This is a genomic window from Pseudomonas sp. MMS21 TM103, assembly GCF_022132145.1.
Classification (GTDB): domain Bacteria; phylum Pseudomonadota; class Gammaproteobacteria; order Pseudomonadales; family Pseudomonadaceae; genus Aquipseudomonas.
Genome location: NZ_JAJISP010000003.1, coordinates 376,987 through 396,327, shown reverse-complemented (window position 1 = coordinate 396,327; position 19,341 = coordinate 376,987). Strand labels below are relative to the sequence as shown.

Genomic DNA, 19,341 nt, shown 5'->3' with positions numbered 1-19,341 from the left:
AACGCTGGCCACTTAGCCGCCGAGTGCCAGGCGGTACTGCCCTGGTGTTGCGGCAAAGGCTTGGCGAAAGCGGTTGCTGAAGTGGCTGGCGCTGGCAAAGCCACAGGCCAGGGCGATCTCGCCCAGCGGCAGTCGGCTGCCGTGCAGCAGCTGCCGGGCGCGTTCGAGGCGGCGCGCCAGCAGATAACGGTGTGGCGGCAGGCCAAAGCTCAGGTGAAACATCCGGGCGAAGTGGTACTCGGACAACGCACAGAGCCCGGCCAGCTGACCCAGGCTCAGCGGCTCGGCCAGGTGTGCATCGATATACTCGCGCAGCCGCCGCCGTTGTCCAGGTGCCAGGCCGCCGGTCAGGCGCAGGCCATCGCGCCGGCCGACCTGGGACAACAGGGCATGGTTGAGCAGGTCGTGGGCCAGGCTGCTGGTCAGCAGGCGCTCGCCGGGCTCCAGCCAGTTCAATCGGCTCAGCTGGCGAAAGCGCTGGGCCTGCTGCGGGTCGTCGAGGAAGGTGGCTTCGTGCAGTTGCAGTTCGCGCGGCTCGCGGTCGAGCAGGCGCACGGCGCCGAGGGCAAATTGCTCCTGGCTGACATACAGGTGCGCCAGATTGATCTCGCCGTTGATCACCCAGGCCGACTGATGCCCGGCCGGCAGGATGCACAGCTTGTCCGGTGCGCCCTTGCTCTCGGGGCGCTCGCGGCGAAAGGTGCCGGTGCCGCCAGCCAGGTAGCAGGACAGGGTGTGGTGGCTCGGCGCCTGGTAGTCGCGGGTATCGTGGCAGTTGCTCCACAATGCTGCGGCCAAGCCATCGCCCAGCTCGGCGCTGTGCAACAGTCTGGAATTGGGTGAACTGGCCATGGACTGAAAGACCTGGCTTTGCTCGAGCTGTGACATGGGCATTTCCTCTGCCCCGCCATGCTACCCCTGTCGCGGCGATCTGCCAGCTACGCCGCCGAGAAAAGCGCAAGTTCAGGCAAGTGCCGCAACTCGTGCGCTGGACAGCCTTGTCATTTATCCAGGCTTCGGGCAGGGTCGAGAGAATGCTCTGATCCTCACAGGAGTCACTCATGTCAGACCGCTACCCCGATATCGACCCCGATGGTTTGATCGAATACTCGGTCGTCTACACCGACCGCTCCCTCAACCATATGTCGCAAGCGTTCCAGCAGGTGATGCGCGACATCTCGCGCACGCTCAAGCAGGTCTACCACGCCCACGCGGTGGCGATAGTGCCCGGCAGTGGCACCTTCGGTATGGAGGCGGTGGCTCGCCAGTTGGCCACCGGGCAGAAGTGCCTGGTGATCCGCAACGGCTGGTTCAGCTATCGCTGGTCGCAGATTCTCGAGATGGGCAATATCCCGGCCGAGGCCCTGGTGCTCAAGGCCCGGCCGATCGAGACCGGCCCCCAGGCCGCCTTTGTCCCACCGCCGATTGCCGAAGTGGTTGCGAGCATCCAGGCGGAAAAGCCGCAGGTGGTGTTCGCGCCCCATGTAGAGACGTCCTCGGGGATGATTCTGCCCGATGACTACCTGCGCGCCGTTGCCGACGCCGTGCACGCTGTCGGCGGCCTGTTCGTCCTCGACTGCATCGCCTCGGGGGCGCTCTGGGTCGACATGCAAGCCTGTGGCATCGATGTGCTGATCAGCGCGCCGCAGAAAGGCTGGAGCGGTTCCCCCTGTTGTGCCCTGGTGATGCTCAGCCAGTTGGCCCAGCAGCGTGTCGAGGCGACCCAGAGCAGCAGTTTCGCCTGTGACCTGAAGAAGTGGTTGCAGATCATGCAGGCCTACGAGCAGGGCGGCCATGCTTACCATGCCACCATGCCCTGCGATGCCCTGGCGCGTTTTCGCGACGTGATGCAGGAAACCGAATGCCTGGGCTTCGCCACGGTTCGTGCGAGCCAGCAGGAGTTGGGTGATCGGGTGCGCGCGCTATTGACCCGCAAGGGCTTCAAAAGTGTCGCCGCGGCCGGCTTTGAGGCGCCCGGAGTGGTGGTCTGCTACACCGATGACGCCGAGATCAAGAGCGGCAAGAAGTTCGCCGCGCAAGGCCTGCAGATTGCCGCCGGAGTGCCGCTGCAGTGCGACGAGCCGGCGGATTTCCAGACCTTTCGCATCGGCCTGTTCGGCCTCGACAAGCTGACCCACATCGAACGCAGCGTCAGCACTCTGGAGCAGGTGCTGGACAAGATTGCCCCGGCTTGAGCGTCTGCGCGGTACGACTGGCGCTCGAGCCGGCGCCTTTCAGCGCCAGTCCATTAGCTTGAATAATCCACGATCCCACGGGTGTCACTCGCCACAGGCAGTGCACCCATGTGTTTCGGCGCGGCACAACGCTTGTGGGTTGTCGCCGCGCGCCGCAGCCGACCCACGTCCGAATTCAACCCCGCCAGACGGCCCTAAGAGCCGGATACCTGCCACTGTTGCTTGATTTCCTGCCATTGGATATCGCTTAGCCACTTATCCGCCAGGGGGAAGAAGATATTTTCCTCGCTGTCCAGGTGGTCATAGTACTTTTCGATGTAATCCTTGATGAACGTGGCTATTTCTTGGGGCGTATGGTTTGAGTGCTCGAGCGCCTTGAGCTGGCTGGCAATGCGCGCAAAGCCCTGATGGTCGCGCTCTATATTCAGCACGCGCGGATGCACCGGGGCACGCGTCATTAATAACTGACGGCGAATGAGTTCTTCGTTCTGATGGTGGCGGGTTTCGGCGTCACCATGCAGAGACTCCAGTAACGCAAAAAGTTGCTGACGATCAGTCGCGTCACAGGCATCTTTTTCGAGTTTGCCGAGCAAGCCTGTCATCTGATTGATGGTGGCGGAAATAGTATGATGATAATGGTGAAGTTCCTCTAACAAGGGATGCATGCTCAATCCTCACAGGTCACTGTCCTGATGCTCTTTAAGAAAGCATAGGACAGTTCACATCCCCCCTGCGAACTCTGAGGTTCATCCTTCCTGAGGCTCTGTGGCGAAGCGTGGCATCGTCTTTTCAGGACCTCAGGCGCCGGAATTACGGATCGTGCTAGTAGCGCTGCAGGGCACCATTGTCGATACGCACGCGGTCACCGACTCTGAGGTCGCCGATGCTTGGTTGGATCAGGGTCTGATAGGAGCCGTTTTCCATGCGCACGGTTACCCTGTAGGCGTTCTCAGCCTGTTTGCGTTTTTCAAGCTGGTGGCCGATATAGGCACCGCCTGCTGCCCCGGCGATTGTCGCCGCCGTGTTGCCGCTGCCACCACCCACCTGGTGGCCCGCCACCCCACCGATTACCGCTCCTGCCACAGATCCGAGACCGAAGCCGGTTCCACCGACGCCCTGGTATTCCTGCGGGGCGCTGTCAATCGACTCCACTCTGCCGTAGCCGGAATAGATGCTTCTTGGTTCAGCGCTACCCTGGTACGGGGCCTGCGGGTACGGCGTGGCAGGCGGGGGGCTGGACATGCATGCGCTGAGCGCAAGGACAGCGGCCATTCCGAGCATGGGGCGAAAACTATTCATTGTCGTCATAACTAATACCCTGTTGTGGTGCCTGTTGCCGGCAACCTCTGCCTTTTGACCGCGCCAGGAGAGAAAAGTCCGGTACGGCGGCGAACACGTTTTCATACACCTCGAATCAGGCTCTGCGCATCGCCCCTTGTGGTCTGTGCGCTAGCGCACATGGAGTGGGCGGGCGCCGCTCAGGGCCTGACAAAACCCGCAACTTTATGCAAGTGCCCACGGCAGGTACGGAGCAGACTGGCGCCATCCACTGGGAGTCGTCCGATGAACCTGTCGTTATACCTGTTGACCGTGCTGATCTGGGGCACCACCTGGATCGCCATCAAGCTGCAGATGGGCGAGGTGGCGATTGCCGCCTCGATTGCCTATCGCTTCGCCTTGGCGGCGGCGGTGCTGTTTGCCGTGCTGCTGCTCAGTGGCCGTCTGCAGACGCTCGATAGGCGTGGCCAGGTGATCTGCCTGATCCAGGGATTGTGCCTGTTCTGCCTCAACTTCCTGTGTTTCTACACCGCCAGTCAGTGGATCCCCAGCGGGCTGGTCGCGGTGATTTTCTCCACGGCAACCCTGTGGAATGCGCTGAATGCCAGGGTGTTCTTCAAACAGAGGATCGCCAGCAATGTCCTGGCCGGCGGTGCCCTGGGGCTGGCCGGCCTCGGTCTGCTGTTCTGGCCCGAGCTGGCCGGCCATGCGGCCAGTCGGGAAACCCTGCTGGGCATCGGTTTGTCGCTGATCGGCACCCTGTGCTTTTCCGCCGGCAATCTGCTCTCCAGCCTGCAGCAGAAGGCCGGTCTCAAGCCGCTGACCACCAACGCCTGGGGCATGCTCTACGGCGCCTTGATGCTGGCGGTGATCTGCCTGGTCAACGGCACGCCGTTCGGCTTCGAGTGGAGTACGCGCTATGTCGGTTCATTGCTGTACCTGGCGATTCCCGGCTCGGTGATCGGCTTTACCGCCTACCTGACTCTGGTCGGACGCATGGGGCCGGAGCGGGCGGCCTACTGCACGGTGCTGTTTCCGGTAGTGGCGCTGAATATCTCGGTGTTCGTCGAGGGCTACCAGTGGACGGCGCCGGCATTGTTCGGTCTGGTCTTGGTGATGCTCGGTAACGTGCTGGTGTTTCGCAAACCCAAGCCCTCCGCGCCATTGGCGCGGGACTTGGGGCTTGGCCGCTAGGGACAGCGCCGAGTGCCGCACGGCTCGTAGCCTAGAAGCCCTCAATGCCAGTTCGACAGCGCCTCCCACGCGCGGAATTTGTCGCCGGGAATTGGCTGGCTGATCGAGAAGCCCTGGGCGATGTCGCAGCCAAAGTTGCCCAGGCGGATCAGGGTTTCGCGGTTTTCCACCCCTTCGGCGACGACCTCGAGGTCGAGGTTGTGCGCCAGTTCGACAATCGAACGGACGATCTTCGCCGAGTCATCGTCGTCGCTGAGCATGCGGGTGACGAAGGACTGGTCGATCTTCAGCGAGTTGACCGGCAGTTTCTGCAGGTAGGCCAGCGACGAGTAGCCGGTGCCGAAGTCGTCGATGGTCAGGCGACTGTCGAGGTTGCGCAGCTGGATCAGGGTCTCCCGCGCCGCCACCGGGTCTTCCATCAACGCGCTTTCGGTCAGTTCGAACTCGATCCAGTCCGGCTGCGCGCCCCAGGTGGCGAAGGCGCCCCTTATCCGGTCGAGCAGTTTGGGATCGCGCAGGTCGCGCGCCGACAGGTTGACCGAGATCGGTCGCGCGTCGCCTTCCTCGCGCCAGGCATAGCCCTGGGCCAGGGCGGCGTCGAGCACCCAGTAGGTGAGCGGGGTAATCAAACCGGTGTTCTCGGCCAGCTTGATGAACTCGTTGGGCGGCAGCAGGCCGTGTTGCGGGTGCTGCCAGCGCACCAGGGCCTCGCTGCCACATACCTTGTTGGTAGCGATCTGCAGCTTGGGCTGATAGTGCAGCAGCAGCTGGTTGCCCTCGATCGCCCGGCGCAGGTCGCTCATCAGGGTCAGGTGCTTGGCGCATTCGCGATCCAGGTCGCCCTTGTACAGGGCATAGCTGTCGCCGCTGCGTTTGGCCTGGTCCATGGCGCTGCCGGCGCGCCGCAGCAGGGCATCCGGCTCGGTCGCATGACCGGGGTAGAGGGCGATGCCGATAGTGGCGCGGGCGTCGAGAAGCAGGCCGGCCAGGTCGATCGGCTCGTACAGCGCGACCAGGATTTTCTGTGCCAACTGCGAGGCCTGCTCGGCACCGCCGCTGGCCACCAGCACGGCGTACTCGAACTCGCCGAGGCGTGCCAGCGGGATAGTCGGGCCTATCGCCTGCGCCAGGCGCGCGGCGATTGCCTCCTGCAGGAGGTCGCCTTCGCGATAGCCGAGGGTTTCGCTGATCGCCTGGTTGCGCCCGACTTCCAGGTACAGCAGGCTTAGCGGCCGGTGCTCGTGCTTGGCCTCGGCGATTGCTTGTTCCAGCAGTTCGCGCAGACGCAGGCGGTTGGGCAGGCCGGTCAGCTCGTCGGTATAGGCCATGCGCCTGATGGTGGCCTCGGCCTCTAAGGCACGGGCGCGGGTGCGCAGGGTGGCGATGCCGAAGCCCAGGTCGTTGGCCGTGGCGAACAGCAGTTCGACTTCCTGCTCGTCGAAGGCATCGGCCTCGATCGCCATGATCACCAGTTTGCCGATCAGCCGGTCGTCGACCCGCAGCGGCAGCACAATGGCCGAGGCGAAACCGTGCTCGATGGCTTCCTCCAGCTGTTCATCTAAAGGGGCATCGAGGAGGTGGCGGATGACCAGTGGCCGGCCAGTTTCGAGTTCCGCATCGAGCCGCTGGATGTAGGCCTTGCCCTCGGGGCTGGAGGCCCAGACCTGGCCGCGCGCGATGAAGCCATGATCGTTGCCGGCGTAGGCGACCTGGCGTTCCGGCTCGGCGGGGTCTTCCTGGTGGAAGGCGACCCAGGCCAGGCGGTAGCCACATTCGGCCACCAGCACCCGGCAGACTTCCTTGAGCAGCGCAGGTTCGTTGCTGGCATGGATCAGCGCATGGTTGACCGCTACCCGGGTCGACAGGGCCCGATTGAGACGCTGGACCTCCTGTTCGGCCTGAATGCGCCGGGCCTTGCTGCGCAGGGCCTGGATGCCGAAGGCCAGGTCTTCGGCGGCCTCGCTCAGCAGCTCCAGCTCCTGGTCACCGAAGGCGTCGGGTTCCGGGGCGCCGATGCCAATGGCGCCAAAGATTTCACCGTTGACCCGCAGCGGTAGCGACAGCACCGAGGCAATGCCATGCTTGATGGCGCCTTTGCGCCAGGGCGCGGTGTTCGGATCGGTGAGCAGGTTGTGGGTCAGGCTCGGCTGGCCGGAGCGGATCGCGGTGCCGGAAGGGCCACGACCGCGCGGGTTGTCGGCCCAACAGATGTGCAGTGAATCGATGTAGGCCTGGTCGACGCCGGCAAAGGCGAGCGGGGTCACCGTCTTCGCCTTGTCGTGCTCGGCACGCCCTACCCACGCCAGGCAGTAACTGGACTCATCGACGATCACCCGGCAGATTTCCTGAAGCAGGGCGGCTTCGTTCTCGGCGCGCAACAAGGCCCTATTGCAGCCGCTAAGGGTGCGCAGTGCACGGTGGAGATAGTGGGTCTCCTGGTTGACAGACGTCGGTGCAGGCATCACCTGCCTCTTACTCATGAGTGACCTTGTTTGAGTATAGAGTCGCTGCCACCCCGCCTGGTTCCCGGGGCTGAGCGGGCGCGGTCACTTGCGAGGAGAACGCAATAGTGCTCCCCGCTGCAGTGTCACCCGCCCTTCCGTTGGGGGATTGCCAAGATCGCCTGTTGCCCGCGCGGGTCAGTGGTTGGCCGGATCATCGGCCGGGTCGTGGTAAGTGATGCCCCAGGGACCATTGCCGTGCAATTGCAGGACGGCTTCGTCGGCACCGGTGCCAGCGAACATGGCCATTCCCCCGGGGATGATCACGGTGTCGCCGGCCTGGTAGGTCACGGCGGCGGCCGGGTCTGGCTTGTCGCCGATACCGAGGTAGAAGTTGCCCGAGATCACGGTGACGCGCTCGGTCGTAGGATGCGTATGCACGCCGATGGCCGAATTGGCGGGTAACATCAAGCGCAGGGTAAAGGGCTCGCTGGTTTTCAGGTCACCTTCAATCACCGTCATCATGGCGCCTGGACCTACCGACGGTGCAGGAGCCCATTGCAGTTCGGATGCTTTGGCGGCGACGAAAGCGGTCTCTTCGGCCGAGGCAACTGGCATCAGCAAGAATCCACTGAGCACTGCCACAGTAACGACAAGGTGTGGGAAGGGGGGCATCGGGGTTTCCTCTTGTACGGGGTGAGCCGGTTTGGTCAGGGCTCATCGTCATGCCCGCAGCCATGAGTCCACGGCACACGTGCATGCTCTCTTCGATCAAGTCCTGTAAATGACCTTAGTTGAGAGGGACATTTGGGGTTATATCCATTTGGAACAGGGTTTAAAACGGTTGGGAATGGGCTGTTACCGGTCTATCCGGCGATGCGCTCAGCCGCACTGGGTTCACGACCGCCGGTGGCGCGACGTCCGGCCAGCCTGGAGACGGGCCGGGATTCTGCCGGGCGCCAGGGTGAGCCCAGTGAATCGCCGCTAGTCGAAGCGTTTGAAGAAGCGCTCGGAAAACAGCAGCTGGGCAAACAGCGGGTAGCACAGGTAATGCAAGGCGAAGATCAGCAGGCCCATCGCGCCGGGGGCGTCCTTCAGCTCCATCAGCGCCAGGAGGCCGAGATAGAGCAAGCCGAGCATGCCGCCATAGAGACCGACCAGACGCCGCCGCTCACCAGGGGAGGGCGCGCGGCGTGTGCGCCAGGCGAAGCACAGGGCCATTGCCGCGGCGACGATGAAGGCGACCAGTAGGGTGGTCAACGGGCCCCCGAGCCTGACCAGGCTGCGCAGCAGCAGGTTGAGCAGGATCACGGCTATGACCCCGCCAATGGCGTAGCGATGCATGGCGACAGAAGGGGTATTCACAGTGTGCTCCGTGCGAACTGGAAAGGACGGTTACAGCGCCCGATTGAGGCCGAAGCGTCTTTTCAGCACGGCTTCGAGCAGGCCCTTGGGCATTAGCGTAGCCAGTAACGGCATGGTGCGGCTGCCATGGCCCAGGCGCAACAGGCGCGGGGGCTTGGCACGCTGCACGGCGGCGAGCAGTTCACGGGCAAATTGGTCGGCCGGGGTAGGGTTGTCCTGCGAGGCCTTGGCGCGGGCGCGGATGCCTTCGCGCAGCGGCCACCAGGGCGAGCCTTGGGCAATCAGTTGCTCGGCCTCGCGGCTGGCACTGGCGCCGAAGCTGGAGGCAATGGCGCCGGGCTGCACTTCCATGACCCCAATGGCGAAGGGTGCCAGTTCCAGGCGCAGGGCATCGGAGAGGGCATGCACGGCGGCTTTCGAGGCGCAGTAGGGGCCGGCGAAGGGGGTGACCAATACCCCGGAAACGCTGCCGATATTCACCACCAGACCCTTGCTGCGTCGCAGCAGCGGGAAAAACGCCCGGGTCACGCCGACGAGGGCGAAGACATTGGTCTCGAACTGCCGGCGCATGGCCCCGACGCCGCCATCGAGCAGCGGCCCCATGGCGCCGTAACCGGCGTTGTTGATCAGCACGTCCAGACCGCCAATCTCCGCCTGCATGCGTTCGGCCAGTTGGTCCAGGCCCAGGCTGTCGTTGACGTCCAGCTGTACCGCGGTAAAACCGGCCGCGCCGAGCGTGGCGAGGTCGGCATCGTTGCGGGCGCTGGCCCACACCTGATAGCCGGCCTGTTTGAAGGCGTCGGCCAGGGCGCGGCCGATGCCGCTGGAGCAGCCGGTGATCAGGGCGCTGGGCTGGGTCATGCGGGCATCCTTGTGGGGGTTGTCGGGGGGCATGCAGGTCAAGAGAGTGAATCAGTGACTGAAACTGCCCTGCAGGCGTTCGGCGCGGAATTCCAGGGTACTGGCGCGGTAGCCGCTGCGCAGGGTCGGCAGGGGCAGGCAGTCCTGCCAGGTGGCGCCTGGCAGCAGTTTGCCGGGGCCGCTGTAGCGCGGGGATTCGTAGAGGTGTTCGACCAGGTTGACGCTGTCGCCGGGGCGGTAGGCGGCGATCTTCCAGTGCAGTTCGAGCAGGGCGGCGTCGCTGCCGTTTTTCAACTGCAGCGCGAGGGGGCGGTTGGCTGGGCAGTTCTGCGGATCGTAAACCATGCGCAGTTGCACATGCGCCAGGTGGCGCATCTCGCGGCCTTCCTGCCAGAGCACCCAGCTAGCCACCAGGCCCAGGCCGATCAAGGCGGCCAGGGAGATAGGCAGGGCTTTGCTCGGGTAGCGGATCAGCAGGATCAGCCAGCTCAGAACCAGTATTGCGCCGAATAGCATAGGGGGTGGGCCTTGGTGGACTACACAGGACCCTATCCTACACAAGGCCGGGGCGACATGCGCCGTGCTGGCGGATGCCAGAACCAGCAACGCCGGCCCTGTCTGTGACAAGGGCCGGCGTCTGTTTGCCGCGGGTTTAACCTCGACTCAGTGGGCGACGATGCTCAGCGGCGTTGCCTGACTGCGGCCGTAGACGTCTTCCAGGCGCTCGATGTCGTCTTCACCGAGGTAGCTGCCCGATTGCACTTCGATGATTTCCAGGGGGATCTTGCCGGGGTTGCTCAGGCGGTGCACCGAGGTCATGGGGATATAGGTGGACTGGTTTTCGGTAAGCAGGAACACCTTGTCGTCACAGGTCACCTCGGCGGTGCCCGATACCACTATCCAGTGTTCGGCACGGTGATGGTGCATCTGCAAGGACAGGGTGGCGCCAGGCTTTACCGAGATATGTTTGACCTGGAAGCGCCCTCCCATGTCCACCGAGTCGTAGGAACCCCAAGGCCGATAGACCTCGCAATGGTTCTGGGTTTCGCTGCGGCCCTGCTCGTTGAGCTGGTTGACCACGGTCTTGACGTCCTGCACGTGGTCGCGGTGGGCGATCATCATGGCGTCCTTGGTTTCCACCACGACGATGTCGTCCAGGCCGATCACCGAGACCAGCTTGCCGTTGCCATGCACCAGGCAATTGCGGCTGTTGTGCACCATGACATCGCCCATGGTGACGTTGCCGTGGCGATCCTTCTCGTGCACGTCCCAGATCGACGACCAGCTGCCGACGTCGTTCCAGCCGGCATCGAGCGGTACCACGCAGGCGCGGGTGGTTTTTTCCATCACCGAGTAATCGATGGAATTATCCGGGCAGCAGGCGAAGGTAGCTTCGTCGATATTCACCACGTCATCCTCGACTTCGCTGCGCTCCAGCGCCAGCAGGCAGGTGTCGTAGATGTCGGCGTCGTGCTTCTTCAGTTCTTCCAGGTAGCGGCTGGCGCGGAACAGGAACATGCCGCTGTTCCAGTAGTAGTCGCCGGACTCGACAAATTTACGGGCGCGCGCCTCGTCGGGTTTCTCGACGAAGGACTGCACGCGAATCACGCCTTCTGGCAGCAGGGGGTCGGCAACCGACTTGATGTAGCCGTAACCGGTTTCTGGCCGCACGGCCGGGATGCCGAACAGCACCATTTCGCCTTTCTCGGCGGCCTTGCTGGCCAGCGCCAAGGCAGCCTGGAAGGCTTGCTGGTTCTCCAGCACATGGTCGGCGGGCAGGACCAGCAGCAGCTCGTCACGGCCTTCGGCGAGCAGCTTCATGGCGGCGATGGCCACCGCCGGCGCGGTGTTGCGGCCGAAGGGTTCGAGCAGCAGCGCCTGGGACTCCAGTTGCTGGCTGTGCAGTTGTTCCTGGACGATGAAACGGTGTTCCTTGTTGCACACCAGCAGCGGTGCCTGCATGCCATCGAAGGCCAGGCGCTTGATGGTTTGCTGGAACAGGGTGTCTTCGCCAGTGAGGGCGAGGAACTGCTTGGGGAACTGCTTGCGCGAGAGGGGCCATAGGCGCGAACCGCTACCACCGGAAAGAATTACTGGAATCATGTTGGTACTCCTAAAGCGTTTATGCACTCGGTTGGACGTGCCCCGCACTTGGCGGGTGTCCAGTTACCCTGGCTGAGCGAACAGCACTGGGGGCATCACTCCAAAACGCCTCCTCATGAAGGCGCTATTTGCAGGTCGGTCTATTGCCGACCTTGGCTGTTGTCCGGGTTGCCTAGTCGGTCTGGGCGGGGCGCTTGACCCACACCGGCGAGAGCTTGCTGCCGTTGCCGGTGATGTACAGGCTGACCACCTCACCGCGTGCCAGGGTTACGGGCTTGAGGTCGCTGATTTTCTGGTTGCCATCGAACAGCGCCAGGCTGACCTTGACCGGGTTGACCTCGCGCTCGCCGTTGCCGTCCGGGGCGACGTTGTCGACCACCGCGGCCTTGCCGTCGGCGGTCTTCAGGCTGAGCGTGCTATCGGACAGGTTCTGCACCCGCAGCAGGGCTTTCTGCTTGTTCTGGAAGGCGGCCTCTTCCACCAGCTTGGGCTCTGCGCCTGGCTGGTTGACCAGGGTGTAGAAGTGGTCGGGGTCGAGTTTCACCGCCAGGCTGTCGCTGCCGACCTGGGCGCTGTAGCTGCCGGCCGGGAGATAGCTGAAGTCGCTGGAGCCCAGCGGGGCAATGTCGCTGAGCTCGGTGTTGCCGACGCTGACGCTGAGCTCGCTGTTGCTGGCGTTATAGGCGCGCACGAAAGCCGATCCCTTGGGCGCGAGCGGTGCGTAGAGGCCACCTTCGCCGGCCTGGGCGGGCAGGGCGCCGATGCCCAGGGCAATGGCGCAGGCATACGACATCCAGTTGCATTTGGTTGATCTGTTCATGGGTAGTGCTCCATGTGATTTAACAAAATGATCTGTCGACCATGTGCGGGGTGAGCCCTCCGGCGGAGGGCCGATTCAATGGCTGTGGCTGCTGGCCAGGCGTTGCTGGCTGCTGTTGCTTTTCAGCTTGGTTATCCAGGCCTGATCAAAGCCGCTGAGGTCGTTGGCCATCGGCAGGTAGCGTTCGGGGAATTCCCAGATCACCAGTTGCGGCGCGGCATTGGCAAACTCGTCGCTTTGCAGGTACTTGAGCATCGGCAGGATCGGGCCCTGGCCGTCTTCGGCGTGGTTGCTCAGGTCGCGCTGCAGGTGTTGGCGCAGAGCGCCGGAAAAATTCCAGTTGGGGTTGGCGCTGTAGCTGGTGCCGACCAGCGCCACCGGCATGTCGCTGTCGGCGAACAGCGCATCGCTGCCGCCGGCCGCGTCCGCCGCCTGGGTTTGGTACTGTTGCAGCTGGTCGGGTTCGGGCAGCAGTTGCTCGAACAGCGGCGCCAGCGGCAGGAAGCTGGTCAGGTCGCCCTGCAGCGGCTTCTGCCTGGTTGGCTGGGTGACGAATGCCTGCGGTTGGCCGTTGAGGACTAGCGAGCGGCTGATGGCTTCACTCAGTTGGCGGGCGACCAGGTCGGCGCCCAGCGGGGTCCAATGGGTGTCGGTGCGCAGGAACAGCTGACCGCTGTGCTTCTCGGCCTGCAGGGTGGCGAGCAAGTCCGGTGCGGCGATGTCGGCGCGGCGCACCGCGCGGTGGAAGCGCTGGTAGAGGTCCTTGCGCTGGCTGCTGATGCGGTTGTCGCCGACGTGCTCCGGGTACAGACGCGACTTGGCCGGCACTATCGCCAGCAGCAACAGCACATCGTGTTGCGCCAGCTGGTCGCGCACGCCCTGGATCAGCGCCAGGTTGTCGCGCTGGTTCTGTTGACCGTCGGCCACCGGCTTGAACTCTTCATCCGAGTACAGCCAGTCGTGCTGGCCGATCACCACCCCGGGGCGGCCTTCGTTGAACAGCACGTAGTCCAGCGCGGCCCAGACATTGGTGCCGAGCTGCTTGATCGGAAATTGCTTGTCGTAATGGTTCTCGAAGCTTGTCGCCAGGTTGCCGTCGAGCACGCTGAACTGGTTGGGGGCCTGGTAGCTCAGGACTCCGCGCAGGGACCAGAGCAGCAGCAGGGTCAGCACGCCGAGGAACAGGGCGACGTAGAGTTTGCGTAATGGACGCGTCATGCTCGGCCTCATTCAGAATTGGAAATAAAGAAAGGGGGAGTAGCTCTGCGCCGAGAGCTTCAACAGCGAGGCGCAGAACAGCAGCAGCAACGTGGCCCGTACCAGGTAGCGCGGCATGGCGGCGCTCCAAGTGGCTTGTTGCACCAGCATCCCGCCGCTGCCAACCACCAGCCCCGACTCATCGCCAGGCACGGCCTTGACCCTGCGCGCCAGGTCGGTCGCCGGCCCATCGGCGCGGGCATCCAGTGCCTGGTGGCGATAGAACTGGCGCAGGCCACAAAAGGCCATGACCGCATAAGCCAACAGCAAGGTGGCGATCTGCAGGTCGCTGATGCTGGCGCTGTTGAGTTCGCTGAGCTGCCAGCCCTGGCCGCTGAAGAGCGCCGGGCTGAACATGGCGCTGTACATGCGCCAGGCGATGTCCAGGTTCTCGGCGCGGAAGATCACCCAGCCGAGCATCACCAGGAAGAAGGTCAGCAGCCACTTCAGGGGATGGATCATCTTGGGCGCGGCGTTCACCCCGAACAGGCGCTCGATCGTCAGCCACAGGCCGTGCCAGGCGCCCCAGATCAGGAAGGTCCAGTTGGCGCCATGCCACAGGCCACCGAGCAGCATGGTCAAGAACAGGTTGCGGTAGGTGTTGAAGGTGCCCTTGCGGTTGCCGCCCAGCGGCACGTACAGGTAGTCGCGCAGCCAGGTCGACAGGCTGATGTGCCAGCGCCGCCAGAACTCGGTGATCGACTGGCTGATATAGGGCTGGTTGAAGTTTTCCATAAAGCGGAAACCCATCATCAGGCCCAGGCCGATGGCCATGTCGCTGTAGCCGGAGAAGTCGAAATACAGCTGCGCGGTGTAGGCGAGCATGCCCAGCCAGGCGTCGCCGGTGCTGGGGTCTTGCAGGGCAAAGATGTGGTCGACCAGAGGTGCCAGGCTGTCGGCGATGAACACTTTCTTGACGAAGCCCTGCATGAAACGGGTGGCGCCTTCGGAGAACTTGTCGAGGCTATGGGTGCGGTCGGTGAACTGGTCGGCCAGATCCTTGTAGCGCAATACCGGCCCGGCAATCAGTTGCGGAAACAGGGCGATAAAGGCGGCGAAGTTGATCAGGTTTTCCGTGGGCTTGGTGTCGCCGCGGTACACGTCGATCAGGTAGCTGAGCGACTGGAAGATATAGAAGGAGATGCCGATCGGCAGGATCACATGGGTCAGTAGAAACGGCTCTAAGCCGGCGCCTTCCAATACCTTGTTGATGTTTGCCACACCGAAGTTGGCGTACTTGAAGTAACCCAGGGTCGCCAGGTTACCGGCCACGCCCCAGATCACCCAGCGTTGCGCAGCCTTGCTGCGCACGCCGGCACGATAGATGCGCAGGCCAAAACCGTAGTTCCACAGGGTGACCGCGACGAACAGCAGGAGGAAATCCACCCGCCACCAGGCGTAGAAGGCGTAGCTGCCGATCAGGATCAGCAGGTTGCGATAGCGATTGCTGCTCAAGTAATACAGGCCGAGAAAGATCGGCAGGAACAGGAACAGGAATACGTTGGATGAAAAGACCATCCGTAGATCTCCGGTGAGTAGCAACTCTTCCGAGGCTCGCAAGCCCCCCTTTCCCCCCGCGAACGGGAGGGTGTTTCACACCGTCCGTGGACGGGCTTTATCGCGTGCTGGTGGAACCTGGTAAGCCTTCAGCGCTTGAGGTGAATCAACTGCCTTTGCGCTTCTTCGGGTCGAACAGCTGGCTCACGTCGCCGCCGAGGCGGTAGTTATTGAAGGGGCCCATCTCCTGCTTGAATGCCTGGGTGTCGGCCGAGCAGGCATAGAGCGTGCAGTAGGGCGCCAGCCAGGCGTATTTGCTGGGTTTCTTCAGGTCTTGCATGTCCTGGTGCTTGCCGGTTGTGCGGGCGAAGTCGTCCGGGTCATCCACCCCGTTCAGCACCCGCTCGGCCAGGCGCTTGAGTGCGCCCTGGTTTTCTTCGCGCAGGTCGACGCCGTTGGCCTGGGCGAAGGCGGCGAGCATCATCAGCGGCGGCATTGCGTAGTTGTGGTAGGCCAGCGCGCGCTGGCTGCGTTTCAGTTCGTTGGGCAGGTAGCCGTCAGGATCGACCTGGTTGGCGCCGACCCGGAACTGCTGCACCGCCCAGTCGAACAGGTCACGGCGGTCGGTGGCGATGGCGGTGGCCATCACCGACCAGGCGGACCAGTAGCTGTGGTTGTTGATTTTCTTCAGTGGCAGATCGCTCCAGTCGTGCACGCTGTGTTCGGCCATCTTGCTCAACCAGGCTTCGATCAGCCGGGTTTGCTGCGCATAGGCTGCCAGTGGCCGCGACTCGGAGAATTTCAGGCGCAGGTAGGCGGAGGACAGGCTGCCCAGGGCCCATTTGCGCACCGATTTGCCGGTGTGGTTGTAGTCGCTGCTGAGCATGGCGTCGGCCTCGGCCCACTCGCTCATCCACTGCAGGGCACATTCGAGCTGCTCGGCCTGGCCGTGGCGCAGGTACTGCGTGACCTGTTTACTGACCCCGCGCTCCAGCTCGGTGATGGCGGCGGTCTTGTCGCGGAAGGCCTTTTCCGACGCCTTGTTGAGGGTGGCGCGGGCTTTGCCCGAGCCTTCGTACTTGCTGCGGAACACCAGTTTGTCGGTGTAGGGCTGTGGTGTTGCCTGGCAGGCTTGCGCCTGCTTGTCGCTGACCGCCACCGGCGCATAGTAGCCAGCCGGCGGTACCAGGCTGGCGGCGAGCAGCGACTGGGCGAACAGGGCCGCGCCGAGCAGGCAGGGCGCGAGTATCCAGATGGGGCGTTGCATCGTGCCTCCTATTGCCTTCACCGGGCTTGCGCCGTGAGGGCGTTGTCGCCTGCGCTGGGACGTTTGCACAGGGTTGCTTCGACGCTGAGATTTGCCGGCATGTCTTCCGGGCTGTGGATGTCCAGGGCGAGCAGGTTGAGGTCGGCCCAATCGGCTTCGTTGCGCAGTTCGAAGACATAGCGGCCGTCAGTACCGGCACGATCGCTCTGTTCGATCTTGAAGTTCTCGCGGCGACCGGTGAGGTACCAGAGGGTCGCCTCGGACTTGTGCACGCTGGGGTCGCTGAAGGTCAGGTCGACCTGGTAGTCGCCGCCGCGCAGATCCCGCAGTGGCTGGTGCTCGCCGTTGACCAGGATCTGGTTGGCGCCGGGCTTGAGGGTGACCGTGTTCTTCATCACCGCCGGACGACCTGCGCAGCCGTTGTTGGCCAGGGGTACGGCCTGGCGATAGAAGCTGGCTTGGTCCAGATCGTAATGGGTGGCGAACTCCCAGATGAGGATCTTCGGCGGCTTTTCGTGAAATTCCTGGCTGCTCATGTACTGCAGCAGGGCGCTGTCGAAGCCGCCGCCGCTGACCGACCTGTTGAGTACCTCGGCACCACTGTATTGCTGCAGGAACCCGGCGAAGTTGTAGGCCGGGCCGCTGTTGCTGGTGCCGACCAGGGCGATCTTCGGGTCGGCTTCGTCGCCGAACAGGCTGGCGCTATCGGCTTCACCCACCGGCTCGGTCTCGAAGTGCTCGACGTACTGGGTGGCGTAGCTGGTGCCGCAAAAATTGGCTGCGGTCTTGTGCAGGGTGCCGGATTTGCCCAGCAGACCGACCACCTTGCTGGCGTATTCTTTCTGCGGCGCCTCGTCGAAGCCGGGCATTTGCTTCAGGGTTTCAGCCACCAGTTTGGCGGTGCGCTGGGCGCCGGCCGGCGTCCAGTGGTGGTCGGCCTTGAAGTAGTAGTCGGTGGCCACGTCCTGTTCGTCGAACAGCGGCGACAGGTCGGTGACCCAGATCCCGGTCTTGCGCAGGTCGGCAACGGCTTGCAGGTAGTTGCGCTTGGCCAGCTCGAAATCGAAGTTGGCTTTCTCTTGGGCGGTCAGCTGCTCGCGGTTGACCAGGCCGCGGGTCGGTTGATAGACCACCATCAGCTCGATGCCCTTGCGCTTGAGGGTGTCGCGCAGGCGTTTGAACTGGCGATAGCCGGCGGGGCTGGTGCCAAAATCAGTGCGCAGGTCGTTGCCACTGCGGAACAGCCAATCACCCTTGCCCTGCACCAGCGCGGTGAAGAAGCTCAGGTACTTGGTGTTGTACTGACTCGGGTCCTGGGCGATCGGGCACAGTGGCCCGACCCGTTGCACCTGGTACTGCGGCTCGGCCATGGCGCTACCCGCAGCGCCCAACAGGGCACTGGCGAGGGCCAGTTGGCGGAAATTGAAGGGGCGTTTGATCACGTTGTAGTTCCTCAATCCTGGAGTTCGGTCTGACTTTCGACCGGGTCGATGAGCACTGCCAGCTCGCGGCGCACCATCAGGTCGAGAATTTCATCCTGTCGTTCGCCGAGGATGCCGGAGAAGCTGATGCCGGTGCTTTTGCTCGGCGCGAGCATTTCCACGCGGTACAGCTCCACGGAAAGCGGCGAGTCGATGGACAGTGGGCTGGAACCGTTGGCAGCGAGCTTGCCGCCGACCACGATCATCGACACCTCGGTGTCGAAGGGGTCGAGTGCGATGTTGCGGTCGGTGTCCGACAGGTCCTTGATGTGGCCGTAGATGCCGGTCAGGCCATTGGCCGCCGAGATGTTCTCGTACAGGCGGATGTTGGTGCTGTTGCGCAGGCGAATGCCGTGGCGGGCATTGTTCAGCACCCGATTGCCCCACAACAGGTTGTTTGAACTCTCGTAGATGGTGATGCCGTCGGAATGGTTCTGGTACACCTCGTTGTAGGCCACCAGGTTGCGCACGCTGTTACGGTCGAGGACGATGCCGGAAAGCTTGTTGTCGTAGCTCTTGTTGTGGAAGATCCAGCTGTCGTCGACCTCGCGGGAAATGATGATGCCGTGCTTCTTCTTGGTCCCGTGCACCGTGTTCTCGGCGATGATCAGGCCATGGGAACGGTCATGCGGATCGATGCCATAGACGATGTTGTCGCGGTAGGTATTGCCCTTGAGCACCACGTTCTCGGCTTCATAGCAGTAGAAGCCGTACCAGTGGTCGACGAACTCCGAGTTGATCAGCCAGCCGGTTGGCTCCGGGCGCTTGAGCCGGGCCTGCATGCTGGGGGTGTACTGGGTGATGCTGACCCCGTAGGACTTGCTGTTGCTGTACCCCAGGCTGGTGAACACGCTGCCGGAGATGTACAGCTCGCTGCCGCCCCAGGACACCAGAAACGGGCGGAACTCATCGGCCTTGCGAAAGCTCGCCGGGCCGTTGTCCGCTTCACGCCAGGCGGTGAGCTTGGTGTCGGTGAAGAACAACTGGCCGTCGTTGACCATAAAGCTGCCGCGTTCCTGGGACAGGCGCAGTTCCTTGGTGTCCTTGCCCACGTGCAGGGTTGCCCCCTGGGCCACGACTATCGGCAGGCGGGCCAGGTAAACACCCGGCTCGACCTCGCTGAATTGGCTGTCCGGCAGGCTGCGGGCGAGGTCCTTGGGCGTCACGTAGCCGCCTTCGATAAAGATCGCGTGGGGCATGCCGTGTTGCCGCTGGACCCATTCGCGCAGGCGCTCGTTGCCACCGACGAAGTCCTTCAGCGCGTCCTGTTGCAGCATGCGTCGCACCACGACCTTGCCGCCGGGCGTGCGCTGGATCTTGGCCTCGACGGCGGCAGCGGTGTAGCCACTGAGATCGGGCAGGCTGGGGGTATCCAGATGCAACTGCTCGACCGGTACGCTGGTAACCGTGTAGTTGTTGGTTTCCTTGAGCGCCTGGGTCGGCGCCTTCGACTTCTCGAGCACTTGCGCCGCTTGCACCCAGGGCGCCGCCAACTGCAGCGCGCCGAACAGCAGGCCGCTGCACAGCAGGCCCACTGCACAGCCTTGTTTGAGTTTGCCTGGTCGTTGCGTCATGGCGTTGT

The 19,341-nt window shown here is 63.4% G+C and carries 17 protein-coding genes; 2 read left to right on the top strand and 15 right to left on the bottom strand.

Annotated elements, in window-relative coordinates:
• Positions 1-12 precede the first annotated feature (12 nt).
• Positions 13-888 (bottom strand): helix-turn-helix domain-containing protein, encoded by an 876-nt coding sequence (locus LJY18_RS12940; protein ID WP_238042224.1) that lies wholly within the window; start codon positions 886-888, stop codon positions 13-15.
• A gap of 173 nt (positions 889-1,061) precedes the next feature.
• On the opposite strand from LJY18_RS12940, the gene LJY18_RS12935 reads away from it, so the two are divergent.
• Positions 1,062-2,195 carry an aminotransferase class V-fold PLP-dependent enzyme gene (locus LJY18_RS12935; protein WP_238042223.1) on the top strand — a complete coding sequence of 378 codons (1,134 nt, stop codon included), beginning with the start codon at positions 1,062-1,064 and terminating at the stop codon, positions 2,193-2,195.
• Between the two features lie 194 nt (positions 2,196-2,389).
• Here LJY18_RS12935 and LJY18_RS12930 read toward each other — a convergent pair whose 3' ends face one another.
• Both LJY18_RS12930 and LJY18_RS12925 read right to left on the bottom strand, forming a co-directional pair.
• The gene (locus tag LJY18_RS12930; protein WP_238042222.1) at positions 2,390-2,860 is read right to left on the bottom strand and encodes a hemerythrin domain-containing protein; all 471 of its coding nucleotides are present in this window, start codon (positions 2,858-2,860) and stop codon (positions 2,390-2,392) included.
• Positions 2,861-3,017: 157 nt separating this feature from the next.
• Positions 3,018-3,347: a glycine zipper 2TM domain-containing protein gene (locus tag LJY18_RS12925; protein WP_238042221.1), complete on the bottom strand. Its 330-nt coding sequence runs from the start codon at positions 3,345-3,347 to the stop codon at positions 3,018-3,020.
• A 411-nt stretch (positions 3,348-3,758) separates the two neighbouring features.
• Between LJY18_RS12925 and LJY18_RS12920 the strand changes: the two genes are divergently transcribed.
• On the top strand, positions 3,759-4,667 hold the full coding sequence (locus tag LJY18_RS12920) for a DMT family transporter (protein WP_238042220.1): 909 nt from the start codon (positions 3,759-3,761) through the stop codon (positions 4,665-4,667).
• 41 nt (positions 4,668-4,708) lie between these two features.
• Here LJY18_RS12920 and LJY18_RS12915 read toward each other — a convergent pair whose 3' ends face one another.
• From LJY18_RS12915 to algG, 12 genes are all read right to left on the bottom strand, one after another.
• Positions 4,709-7,147, bottom strand: coding sequence for a bifunctional diguanylate cyclase/phosphodiesterase (locus tag LJY18_RS12915; RefSeq protein ID WP_238042219.1), 2,439 nt, complete (start codon positions 7,145-7,147; stop codon positions 4,709-4,711).
• A 159-nt stretch (positions 7,148-7,306) separates the two neighbouring features.
• A complete protein-coding gene (locus LJY18_RS12910; RefSeq protein ID WP_238042218.1) occupies positions 7,307-7,726 on the bottom strand; it encodes a cupin domain-containing protein in 420 nt (139 codons plus the stop codon).
• A 366-nt stretch (positions 7,727-8,092) separates the two neighbouring features.
• Complete coding sequence (locus LJY18_RS12905; protein ID WP_238042325.1) at positions 8,093-8,452, bottom strand: EamA family transporter; 360 nt, start codon at positions 8,450-8,452, stop codon at positions 8,093-8,095.
• Between the two features lie 51 nt (positions 8,453-8,503).
• Positions 8,504-9,334 (bottom strand): SDR family oxidoreductase, encoded by an 831-nt coding sequence (locus tag LJY18_RS12900; RefSeq protein WP_238042217.1) that lies wholly within the window; start codon positions 9,332-9,334, stop codon positions 8,504-8,506.
• Positions 9,335-9,385: 51 nt separating this feature from the next.
• Positions 9,386-9,850: a multidrug transporter gene (locus LJY18_RS12895; RefSeq protein ID WP_238042216.1), complete on the bottom strand. Its 465-nt coding sequence runs from the start codon at positions 9,848-9,850 to the stop codon at positions 9,386-9,388.
• Positions 9,851-9,997: 147 nt separating this feature from the next.
• Positions 9,998-11,437 carry a mannose-1-phosphate guanylyltransferase/mannose-6-phosphate isomerase gene (locus LJY18_RS12890; RefSeq protein WP_238042215.1) on the bottom strand — a complete coding sequence of 480 codons (1,440 nt, stop codon included), beginning with the start codon at positions 11,435-11,437 and terminating at the stop codon, positions 9,998-10,000.
• Positions 11,438-11,609: 172 nt separating this feature from the next.
• Positions 11,610-12,257, bottom strand: a complete 648-nt coding sequence (locus tag LJY18_RS12885; RefSeq protein ID WP_238042214.1) for an alginate O-acetyltransferase AlgF — start codon at positions 12,255-12,257, stop codon at positions 11,610-11,612.
• 75 nt (positions 12,258-12,332) lie between these two features.
• Complete coding sequence (locus tag LJY18_RS12880; protein ID WP_238042213.1) at positions 12,333-13,475, bottom strand: alginate O-acetyltransferase; 1,143 nt, start codon at positions 13,473-13,475, stop codon at positions 12,333-12,335.
• 12 nt (positions 13,476-13,487) lie between these two features.
• The gene (locus tag LJY18_RS12875; protein ID WP_238042212.1) at positions 13,488-15,032 is read right to left on the bottom strand and encodes an MBOAT family O-acyltransferase; all 1,545 of its coding nucleotides are present in this window, start codon (positions 15,030-15,032) and stop codon (positions 13,488-13,490) included.
• 145 nt (positions 15,033-15,177) lie between these two features.
• Positions 15,178-16,278, bottom strand: coding sequence for a mannuronate-specific alginate lyase (locus LJY18_RS12870; RefSeq protein ID WP_238042211.1), 1,101 nt, complete (start codon positions 16,276-16,278; stop codon positions 15,178-15,180).
• Between the two features lie 17 nt (positions 16,279-16,295).
• On the bottom strand, positions 16,296-17,720 hold the full coding sequence (locus tag LJY18_RS12865; protein WP_442964490.1) for an alginate O-acetyltransferase: 1,425 nt from the start codon (positions 17,718-17,720) through the stop codon (positions 16,296-16,298).
• Between the two features lie 11 nt (positions 17,721-17,731).
• Positions 17,732-19,333 carry a mannuronan 5-epimerase AlgG gene (algG, locus tag LJY18_RS12860; protein WP_238042210.1) on the bottom strand — a complete coding sequence of 534 codons (1,602 nt, stop codon included), beginning with the start codon at positions 19,331-19,333 and terminating at the stop codon, positions 17,732-17,734.
• Between the last annotated feature and the right edge of the window lie 8 nt (positions 19,334-19,341).